The sequence below is a fragment of the Ruegeria sp. R13_0 genome, from assembly GCF_017743995.1.
Classification (GTDB): Bacteria; Pseudomonadota; Alphaproteobacteria; order Rhodobacterales; family Rhodobacteraceae; genus Ruegeria.
Window position 1 is genome coordinate 1 of sequence record NZ_JAGHRB010000034.1, and the last position, 14,457, is coordinate 14,457.

12 protein-coding genes are annotated in these 14,457 nt (G+C 54.7%); 10 read left to right on the top strand and 2 right to left on the bottom strand.

What is annotated here, in order from left to right; translation table 11 throughout:
• Nucleotides 1-304: 304 nt before the first annotated feature.
• A complete protein-coding gene (locus J7394_RS22395; RefSeq protein WP_170417168.1) occupies nucleotides 305-859 on the bottom strand; it encodes a cupin domain-containing protein in 555 nt (184 codons plus the stop codon).
• A 155-nt stretch (nucleotides 860-1,014) separates the two neighbouring features.
• Here J7394_RS22395 and J7394_RS22400 point away from each other — a divergent pair, with 155 nt between their 5' ends.
• From J7394_RS22400 to J7394_RS22435, 8 genes are all read left to right on the top strand, one after another.
• Nucleotides 1,015-2,337 (top strand): aspartate aminotransferase family protein, encoded by a 1,323-nt coding sequence (locus J7394_RS22400; RefSeq protein WP_209256181.1) that lies wholly within the window; start codon nucleotides 1,015-1,017, stop codon nucleotides 2,335-2,337.
• Between the two features lie 34 nt (nucleotides 2,338-2,371).
• Nucleotides 2,372-3,883, top strand: coding sequence for a CoA-acylating methylmalonate-semialdehyde dehydrogenase (locus J7394_RS22405; protein WP_247748378.1), 1,512 nt, complete (start codon nucleotides 2,372-2,374; stop codon nucleotides 3,881-3,883).
• A gap of 25 nt (nucleotides 3,884-3,908) precedes the next feature.
• Nucleotides 3,909-5,018 carry an alanine dehydrogenase gene (gene ald / locus J7394_RS22410; protein ID WP_209256182.1) on the top strand — a complete coding sequence of 370 codons (1,110 nt, stop codon included), beginning with the start codon at nucleotides 3,909-3,911 and terminating at the stop codon, nucleotides 5,016-5,018.
• 104 nt (nucleotides 5,019-5,122) lie between these two features.
• Nucleotides 5,123-6,112, top strand: coding sequence for a TRAP transporter substrate-binding protein DctP (gene dctP, locus J7394_RS22415; RefSeq protein WP_209256189.1), 990 nt, complete (start codon nucleotides 5,123-5,125; stop codon nucleotides 6,110-6,112).
• A 98-nt stretch (nucleotides 6,113-6,210) separates the two neighbouring features.
• Nucleotides 6,211-6,798 (top strand): TRAP transporter small permease, encoded by a 588-nt coding sequence (locus J7394_RS22420; protein ID WP_247748380.1) that lies wholly within the window; start codon nucleotides 6,211-6,213, stop codon nucleotides 6,796-6,798.
• Nucleotides 6,795-8,087: a TRAP transporter large permease gene (locus tag J7394_RS22425; RefSeq protein ID WP_209256183.1), complete on the top strand. Its 1,293-nt coding sequence runs from the start codon at nucleotides 6,795-6,797 to the stop codon at nucleotides 8,085-8,087. The genes J7394_RS22420 and J7394_RS22425 overlap by 4 nt, the downstream gene beginning before the upstream one ends.
• Before the next feature lie 141 nt (nucleotides 8,088-8,228).
• Nucleotides 8,229-8,639: a universal stress protein gene (locus J7394_RS22430; RefSeq protein WP_209256184.1), complete on the top strand. Its 411-nt coding sequence runs from the start codon at nucleotides 8,229-8,231 to the stop codon at nucleotides 8,637-8,639.
• Nucleotides 8,640-8,872: 233 nt separating this feature from the next.
• Nucleotides 8,873-9,505 carry a tyrosine-type recombinase/integrase gene (locus J7394_RS22435; RefSeq protein ID WP_209256185.1) on the top strand — a complete coding sequence of 211 codons (633 nt, stop codon included), beginning with the start codon at nucleotides 8,873-8,875 and terminating at the stop codon, nucleotides 9,503-9,505.
• 135 nt (nucleotides 9,506-9,640) lie between these two features.
• On the opposite strand, the gene J7394_RS22440 is transcribed toward J7394_RS22435, so the two are convergent.
• Nucleotides 9,641-10,957: an alpha/beta fold hydrolase gene (locus J7394_RS22440; RefSeq protein ID WP_209256186.1), complete on the bottom strand. Its 1,317-nt coding sequence runs from the start codon at nucleotides 10,955-10,957 to the stop codon at nucleotides 9,641-9,643.
• Nucleotides 10,958-11,431: 474 nt separating this feature from the next.
• Between J7394_RS22440 and J7394_RS22445 the strand changes: the two genes are divergently transcribed.
• Both J7394_RS22445 and J7394_RS22450 read left to right on the top strand, forming a co-directional pair.
• A complete protein-coding gene (locus J7394_RS22445) occupies nucleotides 11,432-12,343 on the top strand; it encodes a homocysteine S-methyltransferase family protein (protein WP_247748381.1) in 912 nt (303 codons plus the stop codon).
• 328 nt (nucleotides 12,344-12,671) lie between these two features.
• Entirely contained in the window at nucleotides 12,672-14,096 is a 1,425-nt protein-coding gene (locus J7394_RS22450) for an aminotransferase class V-fold PLP-dependent enzyme (RefSeq protein WP_209256187.1), read from the top strand.
• Nucleotides 14,097-14,457: the final 361 nt, after the last annotated feature.

Sequence of the window (14,457 nt, forward strand, 5' to 3'; positions counted from 1 at the left end):
AACTTGGTTTGCGGAACCCATCAGGGCCAGCGGTCAAAACCGCGCAAAAAGGCCGGACACATGACTGCTTCTGACAAATGCACAAATCAGGTCAAAAAGGACTTGCTATGCAGGAGCCATCCACACAGGCCATTCGCTGCAAACGCGAAATCTGAAGAGATTTCGCCGTCCGGGATCGCGTAAGAAATTCGACAAATGGCCCCTGGTTGTGAATGTCGATTTCATTTCTACATTCTAAGTTGGTCGTAGAATTTGACCATCCCGCGAAATATTGAAGCACTCACAGAAGAGCTCTTTCATTTAGTCAGAACGACGAAGGAGTGCAGGCGCTGATCACTTTGCATGGCGTATCACCGGCATTCCGAAACCTGTGTGGCAATATGCTTGAGAAGTAGTACGCGTCCCCGGGACCCAGAACCCTGGACTGCCCATCTACGGTCACTTCAAGGCGGCCCTCTATCACAACCGCACATTCCTCTCCTTCGTGCGACAGTTCAGATCGGCCCGAGTCGGCACCGACATCGTACTCTTCTATGAGCATCTGGAGTTTTCTGTCTCGGCGCTCTCCTGCGACAAGCAAATAGGAGACTCCAGGTGATCCCAAGTCGCGCATTCTTTCGTGCGGGTAAAAAAACGACTCCTCGTTTTGCAATTCAAAACTGAAGAAGAAGCCCAAATTGACGTCTACCGAGGCAAGGATCTTCTTTAGCAACGCCACGGAAGGCTGAGTTGAACCGCTTTCGATTTGAGAAATCGTCCCGCTACCCACTCCCGCGCGTTTGGCCATTTCACGTTGACTGAGGCCTTTGGTCGTCCGAATCAACTTTAGACGACGGGCTGTTTCGAGATCTGATGACAAAACCGTTACTCTAGTGCTTTCTTGCTTTGGATCGAAAGCATTCTAGGGGTGCAATGATTTTTTTCAATAACTTACAGATTAAAATAAAACCGGATGTGCTGAAGATCTGAACTCTGCAAGGATTTGTCATCAAATGAAAATCTGTTTCACGAGGAATGAACGTGCTCGATCAACCCAACACAATGTCATCGTTTTGGATGCCGTTTTCGGCCAATCGTGATTTCCTTCGCGAGCCCCGAATGATCCAAACAGCCGAGGGGATGTACTACACCAGTTCTGATGGTCGGAAGGTCATGGATGGCACCGCCGGACTGTGGTGCGTCAACGCGGGTCACCGTGATCCGCTGATCGTTGAAGCGGTTCAGAAACAGGTGCACGAGTTGGATTATGCACCGAACTTCCAGTTCTCCCACCCTCAGGCATTTGAGTTGTCGGCAAAGCTGACAGCGATGATGCCTGAGGGGATGAGCCACGCTTTCTTCACCAATTCTGGCTCCGAGTCTGTCGATACGGCGCTCAAGATCGCGCTGCATTACCACCGCATGCGCGGGGATGGGGCGCGCACGCGTTTGATCGGGCGTGAGCGTGGTTACCACGGTACCGGCTTCGGTGGCATTTCGGTCGGCGGCATCGTGAAGAACCGGATGCATTTCGGGACGCTCCTGACAGGGGTGGATCATCTGCGCCACACGCATGATCCAGAGCAAAATGCCTTTTCACGCGGCTGCCCGGAACACGGCGCTGAACTGGCGGATGATCTGGAACGGTTGGTCGCGCTTCACGATGCATCGACCATTGCGGCAGTGATCGTTGAGCCGATGGCCGGGTCCACCGGTGTGCTTCTGCCGCCGAAAGGATACCTGCAGCGGCTACGCGAAATCTGTGACCGTCATGGCATTCTGCTGATTTTCGACGAGGTCATCACCGCCTTTGGTCGTTTGGGGGCCGCGACAGCATCCGAGTATTTCGATGTGAAGCCGGACATCATCACGACGGCAAAAGGACTGACCAACGGTGTCATCCCGATGGGTGCGGTCGTCGTTTCAGACAAGATCTATGCATCGGCTATGGAAAACGCAGATGCGCCGATCGAGCTGTTCCACGGCTATACCTATTCCGCCAACCCTGTGTCCTGCGCCGCTGCGCTGGCTACGCTGGAAAGCTACAAACAGAACGATCTGTTCCGCCGCGCTGCGTTGCTATCGGGGCCTTGGGAGGATCAGCTTCACAGCCTCAGGGATCTGCCGAATGTCATCGATATTCGCAATCTGGGACTGGTGGGCGCGGTTGAACTGGCCCCTCGAGAAGGCGTGCCGGGTGCACGGGGCTATGATGCGATGAAACGGGCCTGGAACGCTGGAATAATGATCCGTGTCACAGGTGACATCATCGCCTTGTCTCCACCGCTTATCATCTCGGAACCTGAAATAACGACGCTCTGTCAAACACTTGGAGAGGTATTGGCTGACCTGCCATAACCCCTGACCTCTAACCCCAAAAAGGACTGACATCATGAAAGATGCATCCCCGATCGCTTTGATCGGCCACTACATTAATGGCCAAATCACTGCCCCTTCCGGTGAAAAAACCCAGCCGGTGTTCAACCCAGCAACCGGTGCGCAGACCGGCGAGGTGTCGCTGGCGAGCGTTCAAACAGTTGACGACGCGGTGGCCGCCGCCAAAGCAGCGTTCCCGAAGTGGTCGAATACACCGCCAATCCGCCGCGCCCGCCTGATGAACAACTTTCTGGCCCTGGTGCGTGAGCATAAAGACGATCTGGCACGCGCCATAACGGTTGAGCATGGCAAGGTGTTCACCGACGCCCAAGGCGAGGTTGAGCGCGGTATTGATATCATCGAATTTGCCTGCGGCATCCCGCAACTCCTCAAGGGCGATTACACGGAGCAGGTCTCCACTGGCATGGACAACTGGACAACGCGTCAGGCGTTGGGCGTTGTCGCAGGGATCACTCCCTTCAACTTCCCGGTGATGGTGCCGATGTGGATGTTCCCGATCGCCATCGCCGCAGGCAATACCTTTATCCTGAAGCCGTCGCCGACCGACCCGTCCGCATCCCTGCTGTACGCGGGTCTGATGCAGAAGGCCGGTTTCCCTGATGGTGTGTTCAACGTCGTGCAGGGTGACAAGGTTGCCGTGGACGCGTTGCTGGGGAACGACGACGTCAAGGCCGTTTCCTTCGTCGGTTCGACACCGATTGCGAACTACATCTACGAAGTGGGGGCGCGGCACGGCAAACGCGTTCAGGCTCTGGGTGGCGCGAAGAACCACATGTTGGTTATGCCCGATGCCGACATGAACAAGGCTGCGGACGCATTGATTGGCGCAGCCTTTGGTTCAGCGGGCGAACGCTGCATGGCGATCTCGGTTGCTCTGCTGGTTGGCGATGCCGCCGACAAGCTGATGCCGGTCCTGAACGAGCGCGCGGAAACCTTGAAGGTCAAGAATGGCCTTGAGCTGGACGCCGAGATGGGTCCCATCGTCACGGCCGCTGCCCGCGACCGCATCAAAGGGTACATCGACTCTGGCGTCGAAGAAGGTGCCGACCTTCTGGTTGATGGCCGAGACTACACCGTCGAAGGGCATGAAGCAGGTTATTTCCTGGGCGGCACTCTATTCGACAACGTCACACCCGACATGAAGATCTACAAGGAAGAGATATTTGGACCCGTCCTGTCCTGCGTTCGCGTCTCGAACTTTGCCGAAGGTCTGCAACTGATCAACGATCACGAGTTTGGCAATGGCGTGTCGCTGTTCACCCGTGACGGCAACGCCGCGCGCGAATTCGGCAAGCAGGTTCAGGTCGGCATGGTTGGTGTCAACGTTCCAATCCCGGTTCCGATGGCCTGGCATGGTTTTGGTGGCTGGAAGAAGAGCCTTTTCGGCGACATGCATGCTTATGGCGAAGAAGGCGTGCGTTTCTACACCAAGCAAAAATCGATCATGCAGCGTTGGCCCGAAAGCATCTCGGAAGGTGCCGAGTTCGTCATGCCAACCGCAAAATGATCATCCGATCCAAGGAGTGAAGAACATGTTCATTGGTGTTCCCAAGGAAATCAAGAACCATGAATACCGCGTTGGCTTGACCCCTGAAAGCGTCGCGGAACTGGTTTCTCATGGTCACAACGTCATCGTGGAGACCAATGCCGGCGCTGGCATTGGGGCTGATGATGACGCTTACCGTGCCGCTGGTGCTGAAATTGCCGAAACCGCAGCCGATATCTTTGCCAATGCAGAGATGATTGTGAAGGTGAAGGAACCTCAGGCCGTGGAACGCGCCATGCTGCGCGAAGGTCAAATCCTTTACACCTATTTGCATCTGGCCCCCGATCCGGAGCAGACCAAAGATCTGGTCAACTCAGGCGCGGTCTGCATCGCTTACGAGACAGTCACCGACGATAATGGCGGTCTGCCCCTGCTGAAACCGATGAGCCAGGTTGCCGGTCGCATGTCGATCCAGGCCGGTGCCAGCGCGTTGGAGAAAGCAAAGGGGGGCCTGGGCGTATTGCTAGGCGGTGTACCCGGTGTGAAACCGGGCAAGGTTGTAGTCATCGGCGGAGGCGTCGTCGGATTCAACGCGGCTCAGATGGCCGTTGGCTTGCATGCGGACGTGACAATTCTGGACCGCAATCCGGCAGTTCTGGAGAAGCTGGAGAACCATTTCGAGGCGTCCGCCAAGGTTGTCTATTCGACCAAGGCCGCATTAGAGGAAGAAGTCACCAATGCCGATCTGGTTGTCGGCGCGGTTCTGATCCCCGGTGCTGCTGCGCCCAAGCTGGTCACGCGCGATTTGATCTCGAAAATGAAACCCGGGGCGGTCGTCGTGGACGTGGCGATTGACCAGGGCGGCTGCTTTGAAACGTCCAATGCTACCACTCACGCCGAGCCCACCTATGTCGTCGACGATGTTGTTCATTACTGCGTCGCCAACATGCCGGGCGCAGTCGCCCGAACGTCGACCTATGCACTAAACAACGTCACGCTGCCGCACGCGCTGGCTATTGCCAACAATGGGTGGAAGCAGGCGCTTGCAGACAATCGTCACCTGATGAATGGCCTGAATGTGGCCCACGGAAAGGTGACGTACAAGGCTGTTGCCGATGACCTTGGATACGAGTTCGTCGCCCCGGAACTTTGCTGAACTGAAGCAAAGAAATGTCCCGCCGCGCGCAATGCGGCGGGACACACACCACTGAGGAGGAAACCTTAATGATTACGAAGATTAACCTCCGCGCCCTCGGCGCGATGGGTGGTGCCGCTTTGCTGGCGGCAACCGCACTTTCAACAACCGCTGCAGCGGAAGACATGACACTGCGTTTTGCAGGTGTCTTCCCGATCGATCATCAAGGCACAAAAATGATGGAACAGGTCGCAGCGGATGTTGCAGCTGCGGATGTTGGACTGACGGTAGAAGTCTTTCCAGCAAACCAGTTGGGTTCTGGTGAAGCTCTGTTCGAAGATGTTGCACGCGGCAATATCGATCTGGCTTCAGCGTTTATCTATGCCGATACCGATCCACGCTTGGAATTCCTGTCAATGCCGTTCCTGCTCGGCGGCTGGGATGACATGGAAAGCACGCTTCTGAACATGGATTCCGAGTTCAACACCATCCTGCAAGAGATCACCGACGAATATGGCGTGCGCGTCATGGCGCAGAATCCGGAAGGGTTCATCGGCATCGTTTCGTCGCAAGAGCCCCAGAACTGGAATAATTTTGACGACAAGGGCATGAACATTCGCGTCTGGTCGTCCAGCGTCGTGAAATCAATGGTCGAAGAACTAGGGTATCAAGCGACCACCATGGCATGGGGCGATATCTTCCCCGCGCTTCAGGCCGGCATTGTCGATGGAGCAATCTGCTGCACCAAAACCGCGACCTACTCGATCTTCGCCAAGTCGGACGTTGGAACCCATTTCGTCGAATATAATTCGATCTCAGAGCTGACAACTTTCTACGCGTCGCAGCGGACACTCGACAAGCTGAACGACGAACAGCGCGCCGCGCTGCAAGCCGCGATGACCAAGGCGTCCGAAGACTTCTTTGCCTACAACCGTGAGAATGACGAAGTGTTCGGCCAGAAATTGCTCGACAAAGGCTACACCATCCTGCGCCTGAGCGACGAAGAACAAGCTGCGATGGCCGCTCATGTCCAGGAAACGGTCTGGCCAGCGATGGCACAAAACGTCGGTCAGGACATCATCGACCGCCTGCTGGCAGCAAAAGAACAGCAATAAACACTGAGAAAAGGGCCAGCTAATCAGTTGGCCCTTTTTTGGTCTTTGGCTCAACTAAGGGAGGGAGAAAGATGTCTAGTTCTGAAGCTGAACGTCCATTGGTCGTCGAAAGCGCAGAAAAGAAGAGCTCGCAAAAAATCACTGACGAGTTGCCAGTCATTGTTGGGTATCCGCTGAAAGCTGTGGCTTTTGTCATGAGGCAGATCGTTATGTTTGCCGGTTTCCTGATGGCTTTCACGTTTGGGGCCGTTGTTGTCATCCGGTATGGATTTGGCGGTGATCTATTTGCCTACGAAGAATGGCTTTTGGGCATTAGCATCATCGGCTTTTTTGCAGGTGCTGTTCTGGCCTCTGCCCGCAACCTGCACATCAACGCGGACATTCTTGGCATTGTGATCCAAAACCCTCGGTTGATTTGGTGGCGGGGCTTTGTCGTCCTGACAGTCGAGGTGCTGGTGATCCTATTCCTCATGTACGCCTGCTATGTCTCGCTGCTTGATGACTTCTCATTCCCCCGGCTGCGCGCAACCCCGGTGCTGCGCATTCCGTTTGTGACCTGGCGGATTGCGATCATGATTGCCTTTGGCCTCATGGCGACGTTCACGGCGGCATATCTGTACGTGCATATCCGCAAGGGGCTCGGGCTTCCCTTGAGAACAGAAATGCAAAAAGGAGAAACCCAATGATCATCGGAGGAAGTCTCCTTATCGTCTGCTTTATGCTGCTGTTGGGCGTCAGCGTTTATGTAGCATTCGGATCAGTTTTGATTTTCATCGCCATTGTCGGAGATCAATCCATCACTGGCTACTTACCGACCGGCTCTACGGGTATCCGTTCACTGGTGCTTCTGGCGATCCCGCTATTCATGATCGCTGGCGGCATAATGGAAAAAGGAAAAATCGCGGCCCCACTTGTCTCACTGGCTGAAATGTTCATTGGCCATGTTAAAGGAGGATTGAGCGCTGCGGGGGTGCTGGCCTGCGGTGTGTTCGGCTCCATTTCCGGCAGCGCGAACGCAACGCTGACCTGTATTGGCGGCATCATGATGCCTCATCTGAAAAAGGCCAACTATCCGGGTGGGCAATCGGCGGCTTTGATCGTCGCGGCCAGCCCCTTGGGCCTGTTGATCCCACCGAGTTCGTCGCACATTCTTTATGGCTGGGTCGCACAGCAACACGTACTGAAGTGCTTCTTGTCCACTGTCATTCCGGCGATCATACTGATCACGCTTTTGATCGTCGTTAATCAGTTCATGCTGCGGAAATATGACGACATCAACCTGACGGAACGTCCTAAACCGTTCCTGCCGACATTCGGAGTTCAGTCGCGCCTGGCCGGACCTGCGCTTATGATGCCGCTGATCATTCTGGGTGGAATCTATGGTGGCATCATGACGCCGACCGAGGCTGCGGGTATCGCAGTGGTCTACTCGATTCCGATCGCGATTTACTTCTATCGTGGCCTGACCTGGAAAACACTGGCACAGACCATCCAGAATTCTGGCGTTACGATTGGTGTGGTCATGGTCATGATCTTCATGGTGCTGATCGTGTCGGACAACCTGATCTCGCAGGGTGCACCTCAGTTGGCCAAGGATTTGGTCTATTCCGTGTCCGACAATCCGGTCGTCATCCTTCTGATGATCAACGTCGTAATGATCCTGATCGGGATGCTGATGGACGATATCTCGGGTCTGCTTCTGGCGACACCGATCTTGCTGCCCATCGCGCAGAGCACTGGAATGGATCCGATCCACTTTGCGGCCGTGATTGGCGTGAACCTTGGTATGGCGAACATCACCCCTCCAACTGCGCCGCTACTTTACCTTGGAGCTCAGGTCTGTGATGAGCCGGTTTCGCGCATGCTGTGGCCGACTTTGATCTTCATTGTCTTTGCATGGCTTCCGACGCTGATGCTGACGACTTTTGTCCCAGAGTTGGCTCTCTTCCTGCCTGATCTCCTGCTCAGCCGGTAGTGGCAAGAAAGAGCAAATGCCCAAGACGAAATAGCACGCACCCCAACCTTACGGCTGGGGTGCCTGAGCGCCCTCCTAAAGATGAAGTGGGAGAGGCCAGTTCGCAGAAGAAAACTGAAAACCTAAATGCGGAGGTTTAAAATGTACAAAAATATTCTAGTCGCGCTGTCTCTGGAGCATGGCATCAGTGAACACGCGCTTGCGGCGGCACATGCCCTTGTATCCGAAGGTGGAAAAATCACTGCCGCGCATATCCATGAGCCCCCAAATAGACAGATAATGTACTATATGGATGAAGGGATCGCAGAACAATCTCTCCAAAAAGCAAAGGCGCGCTTGGCCGAGCGCCTAACAAGTGAGACCGACGTGTCGTCCATCCTGCTCGAGAGCCAATCGGCAGGTCGCGCAATCACCGAATACGCCAACAAACATGGCATCGACTGTATCGTCCTCGCTTCACATAAACCTGGGATGAAAGAGTTCTTTTTGGGTTCAACAGCCGCTCTCGTCGTTCGACACGCTCAGTGTTCGGTGCATGTACTCCGTCTGTGACGTTGGCGCCCGCAGCGTGTCAGTAACTCTGTCCAGTGAAATCTGCGATGATAAGCTCGTCTCACTGCGACCAAGGTCTGCTATTTGGCGTAACCTACCAGAATTTCAATTTGCGACATTTGAGAGATAAGGCTCACCGCCGACCTCGGCGGCAATGCGGCATCTTGTGATATCCTCTTTCGTCAACGTCGGGTTGTCGTTGTGGGCGGGCATGGCGGATCGGAGGATCAGTTATGGAAACACCAAACTTACCTGCCATTCGCGCGCTTCGCCCAGCTTGGAACAAGGGACGCATCGTCGGTCAAAAACGGCCGTTAAAACCCAAACACGTCTGGGCAATTCGAGTAAGATTGGAGCTCGCAGAGAACCATCGCGACCTCGCTCTCTTCAATATGGCCATCGACAGCAAGTTGCGCGGCTGCGACTTGGTTAAGATGAAAGTCGTTGACATCATGGCCTCTGGTCAGATCAAGGAGCGGGCTTCGGTGCTGCAAAGTAAAACTCAGAAACCGGTCCGTTTCGAAATTTCTGAAGGAACTCGGGCCTCCGTCGAGAAGTGGATGGAAGACGAGTTCATGATTGGGTCCGAATACCTTTGGCCAGGGCGTTTCCATGAGCGTTTGCACATTTCAACGCGCCAGTATGCGCGGATCGTACGTGATTGGGTGACGTCTATAGGTTTGGAAGCAAGCGCTTATGGCACACATTCAATGCGTCGGACCAAGGTCACCCAAATTTACAAAAAGACGGGCAATCTGCGCGCGGTGCAACTCTTACTTGGGCATACAAAGATGGACAGTACCGTTCGGTATCTCGGTGTTGAGCTTGAGGATGCACTTGCCATAGCAGAGGCCATTGAAATCTGACTACTACGGGCCGCTTTCGTTGGCGGCCCTTACCGGCCATTCGCCTTACCTCGCCACCGCTGCGATGCGGCCCGTCATTCCGGACTTTCGCTGCAAGTGCAAAATCGAATCGACAGCGAACTCACAGTGTGCGGACTAAGCCGACCTTAGGAAGTCGAGCGATACATGCATAATTGTTTCCCATGCATCTGTTCCTGGCAGAGGCACGTGATTTCTACCTTCCACGATTCTCAATTGTGCATCTCGCAGCAACGAAGCCAGCAAGCTAGATTGGCTTATTGGATTGACAGAATCTTCAGTTGTGTGAACTACGAGGACCGGCACCCGTACTTGGTCGAGGATGCTTGATACGTCGAAAGTGTCTATCGAACGCCTCAGTGCGATCGCTGTGTCTGGTAATGCAGAGGCCAACTGCATCCTGCACATGTCATCAATCTGCGCCGCCGATGCATCGGGCATAAATAACGTTGCATAAGCCTTGCCAAAGGCTCCGCCTGGCTTGCCCCAACCTTCTGATATGAGGTCAAGGAAGGTATCCGCCTGAACAGAATTGGGTTCGGGCTCACGGATGGTGCGGCCCTGAAAAAAACCACCGTACAAGACCATTCGGCTGACGCGATCAGGATAGGCGGCCGCGAATGCCAGTGACACAGGTACTCCTTGTGACGACGCCCAGATTGGAAAGCGTTCGAGTTCGGCGTCGTCGGCCACTGCAAGCATGTCCTCGACCAGCCGTTCAAGCGCGAAGTCCGTCGCGGAGGTTCCCGAAAGCCCGGTCCCCCTCTGATCGTATCGCGTCAGAGAAAAATGTGCGCCAAGGCGATCAAGCGTCGGTCGCCTGATTTCACTCTCCCAATCCATATTCAGATGCGTCAGGAATTGCCCGGCCCTCATCAAGGGCGGACCTTCGCCGCTGGTAGCGTAGGCGATGACAGTGCCATCCGCGGATCGAGCAGCTTTGGTGATCTGGCGATCAGAGCGTGGCGTAGGTGTATCAAGGCTTGTCGACGCGACGCTGGAGACTTCAACAGAGAACCGATACCCCCGCTTACTCAGCGTTTCGAGCATGCGGTTCGCACGATCGTTGTCGCCAATGGCCCGTCTGACCGCATTGATCCTGGTTGAAATAGTTGAATCTGAGACAATCCTGCCATCCCAGACATATTCAATAAGGTCGTCGCGCGAGACCAATATTCCTGGATTCCGCAAGAAGTATGCCAAAAGGTCGAAAACCTGCGGCTCAAGACGTACGGATTTTCCTGACTTCCAAAACATCTGCCGACCAGTATCGACAGCGCAATCTCCGAAAGTGACCTTCATGGTCAAAGCATGACTCAATGTGGGCAATCCGAGAAGGCAGAAAAAATTTCTCAAGAAAATCTGGATGCTCTCTTCAAGTATTCGCCCGCCTGCGAAGGCACGGTGTTCACATCGCAAAAGGAGCAAACACATGCCAACCCCTAATTCTCAAATGCCTGACCTTCGCCAAATCGGCGCTGATTGTGCATTCGGTCGTAGCCAGCAGTGCGATTTCATATTTACTGCCGTCCGTTCAGTGTTCATTCGACTTCGCCATTTTGCCTTAAAAACACAAGACAACAGAACGCAACAATAGGTTCCGACATCTTCTTCGCCGCGCCAGCACAAGGGTCTTATTTGGGTTCAGAGCTGGCCTCGGCGCTGTTGCAGCAAAGCCCCCTGCCCCGCTGTCAGCTGATCACGCAGACGGACCAAATCGGGCATTGGCAATGGCTTGATGACGCTATGGTGCAGCCCGCTGAAAGAGACTTTCGCTGCGGTTGCGAGTTACCCGGCCAGATGAGGTCATGCTCAGGGAAGACACCCTGTCGTCGCCCTAAGGTTCACAGGAGACCCGAGACAATGTAGATTTCTATGAAGAATTGACAGCAATAGGTGTGGATCAGAATGGCGCGACAGTTCCCACTCGAAGGTGACAAGACCTTTCTGGTGTATGCCGGCACTGGCACAGACCTGATATTTAATCATGGGGTTGAGCTACCCGGTTTCGCATCGTTTCCATTGCTGGAAGAACCTGGCACCAGGGCAATACTGGCCGGTCAAATGAAGGCTCTTGTCGATCTCACCCGTGAAATGAGTATCGGATGCATCCTTGACGCGCCCACATGGATGGCGAACGTCGACCGCGCAGCGCCCTTGGGATACGATGCAGACCGCCTCGTTGAGGTAAACAAAGATGCGGTCAGTCTATTGGAGGAGGTGCGCCAGGCTGCCGCTCGCGATGATGTACTGGTGTCGGCCTGTATCGGCCCGCGCTATGACCCTTACGCCGACATCCCTCCGGTGACGGTCGAAGATGCACGCCAATACCACGCCGCTCAAATGCACAGCTTGAAAGACACAAGTGTCGACCTGGTCACCGCTTATACATTCAACCGCCCAAGCGAGGCAGCAGGATGCATCCTCGCTGCCCGAGACGCTGAACTGCCAATCATCATGTCTTTGGTTGTTGAGACAGACGGATGCCTGGCAGACGGAACCAAACTTGTGGACGGAATTGACCAGATTGACGCGGCAACGGACTCGGCGGCGCTGTTTTTTATGGTCAACTGCGCTCATCCGACCCATTTCGCCGGAGCGCTTGGCAACCACCCACGACTTAAAGGTATGGTGGCGAACGCTTCTAGTTGCTCGCATGCGGAACTTGACGAAGCAAATGAGCTGGACGAAGGCGATCCAATTGAGCTTGGCAAACAGATTGCCGCGATTGCGCAGCAGAATCCATCGATTCAAGTATTTGGAGGATGCTGCGGTACCGACATGCGCCACCTGAAATCGATGGCCAGCGAATTGGCGTAGCCAACTTAGTTCATTCTGAGCGATAGCGCTGATATCTAAGGTGATACCGTGATTTTTTCCACAACTTGTTAGGAGACGGTCCATTGCTGACATCCGCCACGGGGTCACGCGCCGCGGCGCAGCTTCACCAGACTGGCCATTCGCCGCGTAAGCAAAATCGGCAGACGGATGAAGGATCGACACGCGGACAAAACTGCCTATCAGGGCGACTATAGGAATGTCCGATCAGCCCTCTGACAGGCATCTGCATCGGCCGATGGAAAAGCTAGACCACGATCCCGGTGCAAGCTAGCGTATCCTGAACAAAAACCTGATCGGGAATGCCCATATGTCGAACGATGAGCGACTGCCTCTGACTGAGGACGACCGCGAAGCGATGTTGGCCGCGGCGCATGAGGCGGTGGAATATCGGGCCGTCCTTGGCACATCTGCGGTCAAGCCAACCCTGCGGCCTTCAGACTTGGCGTTGCAATTTGACGGAACACTTCCCCCCCGAGGGAACACTGCATCATCCGTGATCGACGACTTAATTGCATTTGTTGGTAAGGGACTCCACGGCCACGCGTCTCCTCGGTTTTTTGGGTATGTTTGTGGTGGGTCAATGCCAGTCGGTGCTGCCGCTGATTTCCTTGTGACTTCATGGGGGCAGAATTCGGCGTCTTCATGGGAAAGCCCGTCTGTTGCGCTGATCGAACAAACTGTTTGCCAGTGGTGCCTTGAGCTTTTGGGATTGCCCAAAGACAGCGGTGTCGGGATCGTGACGGGTGCGACTGTTGCAAACACCCAAGGCATCATCGCGGCGCGTGACTCCCTGTTGGCTCGACAAGGGTGGGACTTCAATGAGAAAGGGCTGTTTGGTGCGCCTAACATTCCGGTGTTGATTGGCGATGCTGCGCATTCTGCCCCGATGGCAGGGATCCGCTATGCAGGTCTGGGGCTTGGTAACGCAATACATCTTAAAACGGACGATCAAGGCCGCATTCTCGTAAGCGCGCTTCGGGAGGCTCTCGCTGACTGCAAGCAACCTCCGCTGGTTATTCTTCAGGCGGGTCAAATCAACACGGGCGGATTTGATCCCTTTGCCGAAGTAATTCCGTTGGTCCACGCCGCAGGGGGCTGGGTGCATGTGGACGGGGCTTTCGGTCTTTGGGCTCATGCCGTGCCTGAATTGCGCGAGCGGCTCGCAGGTGTGGATGGCGCTGACAGTTGGGCTGTCGATTTACACAAATGGCTCAACGCGCCTTACGATGCTGGCCTTTGCATTGTGCGTGACCGTGCGGCACTGGTATCCGCAATGAGCGCACGAGGAGCGTATCTTCCAGAACTTGGCGAAACATGGGAGCCCAGCGATTCAACTCTTGAGCTGAGCCGCCGCGCGCGTGGTATACCGAGTTATGCGATCATCAAGCATTTGGGAGCACAGGGCGTGAGAAAGATGATCGCGCGCCATTGTGCCTTGGCGATATATCTCGCGGAGCGATTGGCCGCTGAGCCGGGCATCACGATCATGAATGACGTTGTTCTGAATCAGGTTGCCATTGCCTGTGAGACTGATGACCTAACAACGAAGGTCCTTGCACGCATTCAAGAGAGGGCTCGGGTTTACCCCAGCCACGGCGTTTGGCGGAACCGGCAGATCATTCGCGTCTCAATTATCAACCATGCAACCACCAACGCTCATATTGACCTTCTCATAGGCGAAATTGTGGACGCACACAGAGCTGAAAGACGATCACTCAGGCCCGCTGTGTAGTCTTCCTAAAGCGCGATACCATACCAATTTTTTAAACACTTCTGGTAGTGATTATCTGATACGAAACCTCCGAGAGCAGACCTTCATGCAGACCGCAGCATTGGTCAAGTTGGGCTCGTGGCAGACCTCGTCGCAGACGCAGCACAAGCCCCTGCCCTGTTTACTACGAAACATCCAACGGCCCACAGTCGACATTTGATATCTCTCAGAGTTCACCTATCGGCTTCCCGAAAACTGATGGTGTGGATGGCTCCTGCTCCAACGGGCGTCGCAATGCGCCATAGTGCAGTTGTCTAAGACTGCTTATGAGAGGAGCCACCCCATGCAAGTTACCACAATCGGCGTTGATCTGGCCAAGAAC

What these genes read in the sequence shown, in the direction of transcription:
- J7394_RS22440 (WP_209256186.1), bottom strand. Translation starts at nt 10,957, where the DNA reads ATGTGTTTGCTCCTTTTGCGATGTGAACACCGTGCCTTCGCAGGCGGG.
- J7394_RS22405 (WP_247748378.1), top strand. Translation starts at nt 2,372, where the DNA reads ATGAAAGATGCATCCCCGATCGCTTTGATCGGCCACTACATTAATGGC.
- J7394_RS22435 (WP_209256185.1), top strand. Translation starts at nt 8,873, where the DNA reads ATGGAAACACCAAACTTACCTGCCATTCGCGCGCTTCGCCCAGCTTGG.
- J7394_RS22400 (WP_209256181.1), top strand. Translation starts at nt 1,015, where the DNA reads ATGAACGTGCTCGATCAACCCAACACAATGTCATCGTTTTGGATGCCG.
- J7394_RS22450 (WP_209256187.1), top strand. Translation starts at nt 12,672, where the DNA reads ATGTCGAACGATGAGCGACTGCCTCTGACTGAGGACGACCGCGAAGCG.
- J7394_RS22425 (WP_209256183.1), top strand. Translation starts at nt 6,795, where the DNA reads ATGATCATCGGAGGAAGTCTCCTTATCGTCTGCTTTATGCTGCTGTTG.
- dctP (WP_209256189.1), top strand. Translation starts at nt 5,123, where the DNA reads ATGGGTGGTGCCGCTTTGCTGGCGGCAACCGCACTTTCAACAACCGCT.
- ald (WP_209256182.1), top strand. Translation starts at nt 3,909, where the DNA reads ATGTTCATTGGTGTTCCCAAGGAAATCAAGAACCATGAATACCGCGTT.
- J7394_RS22445 (WP_247748381.1), top strand. Translation starts at nt 11,432, where the DNA reads ATGGCGCGACAGTTCCCACTCGAAGGTGACAAGACCTTTCTGGTGTAT.
- J7394_RS22430 (WP_209256184.1), top strand. Translation starts at nt 8,229, where the DNA reads ATGTACAAAAATATTCTAGTCGCGCTGTCTCTGGAGCATGGCATCAGT.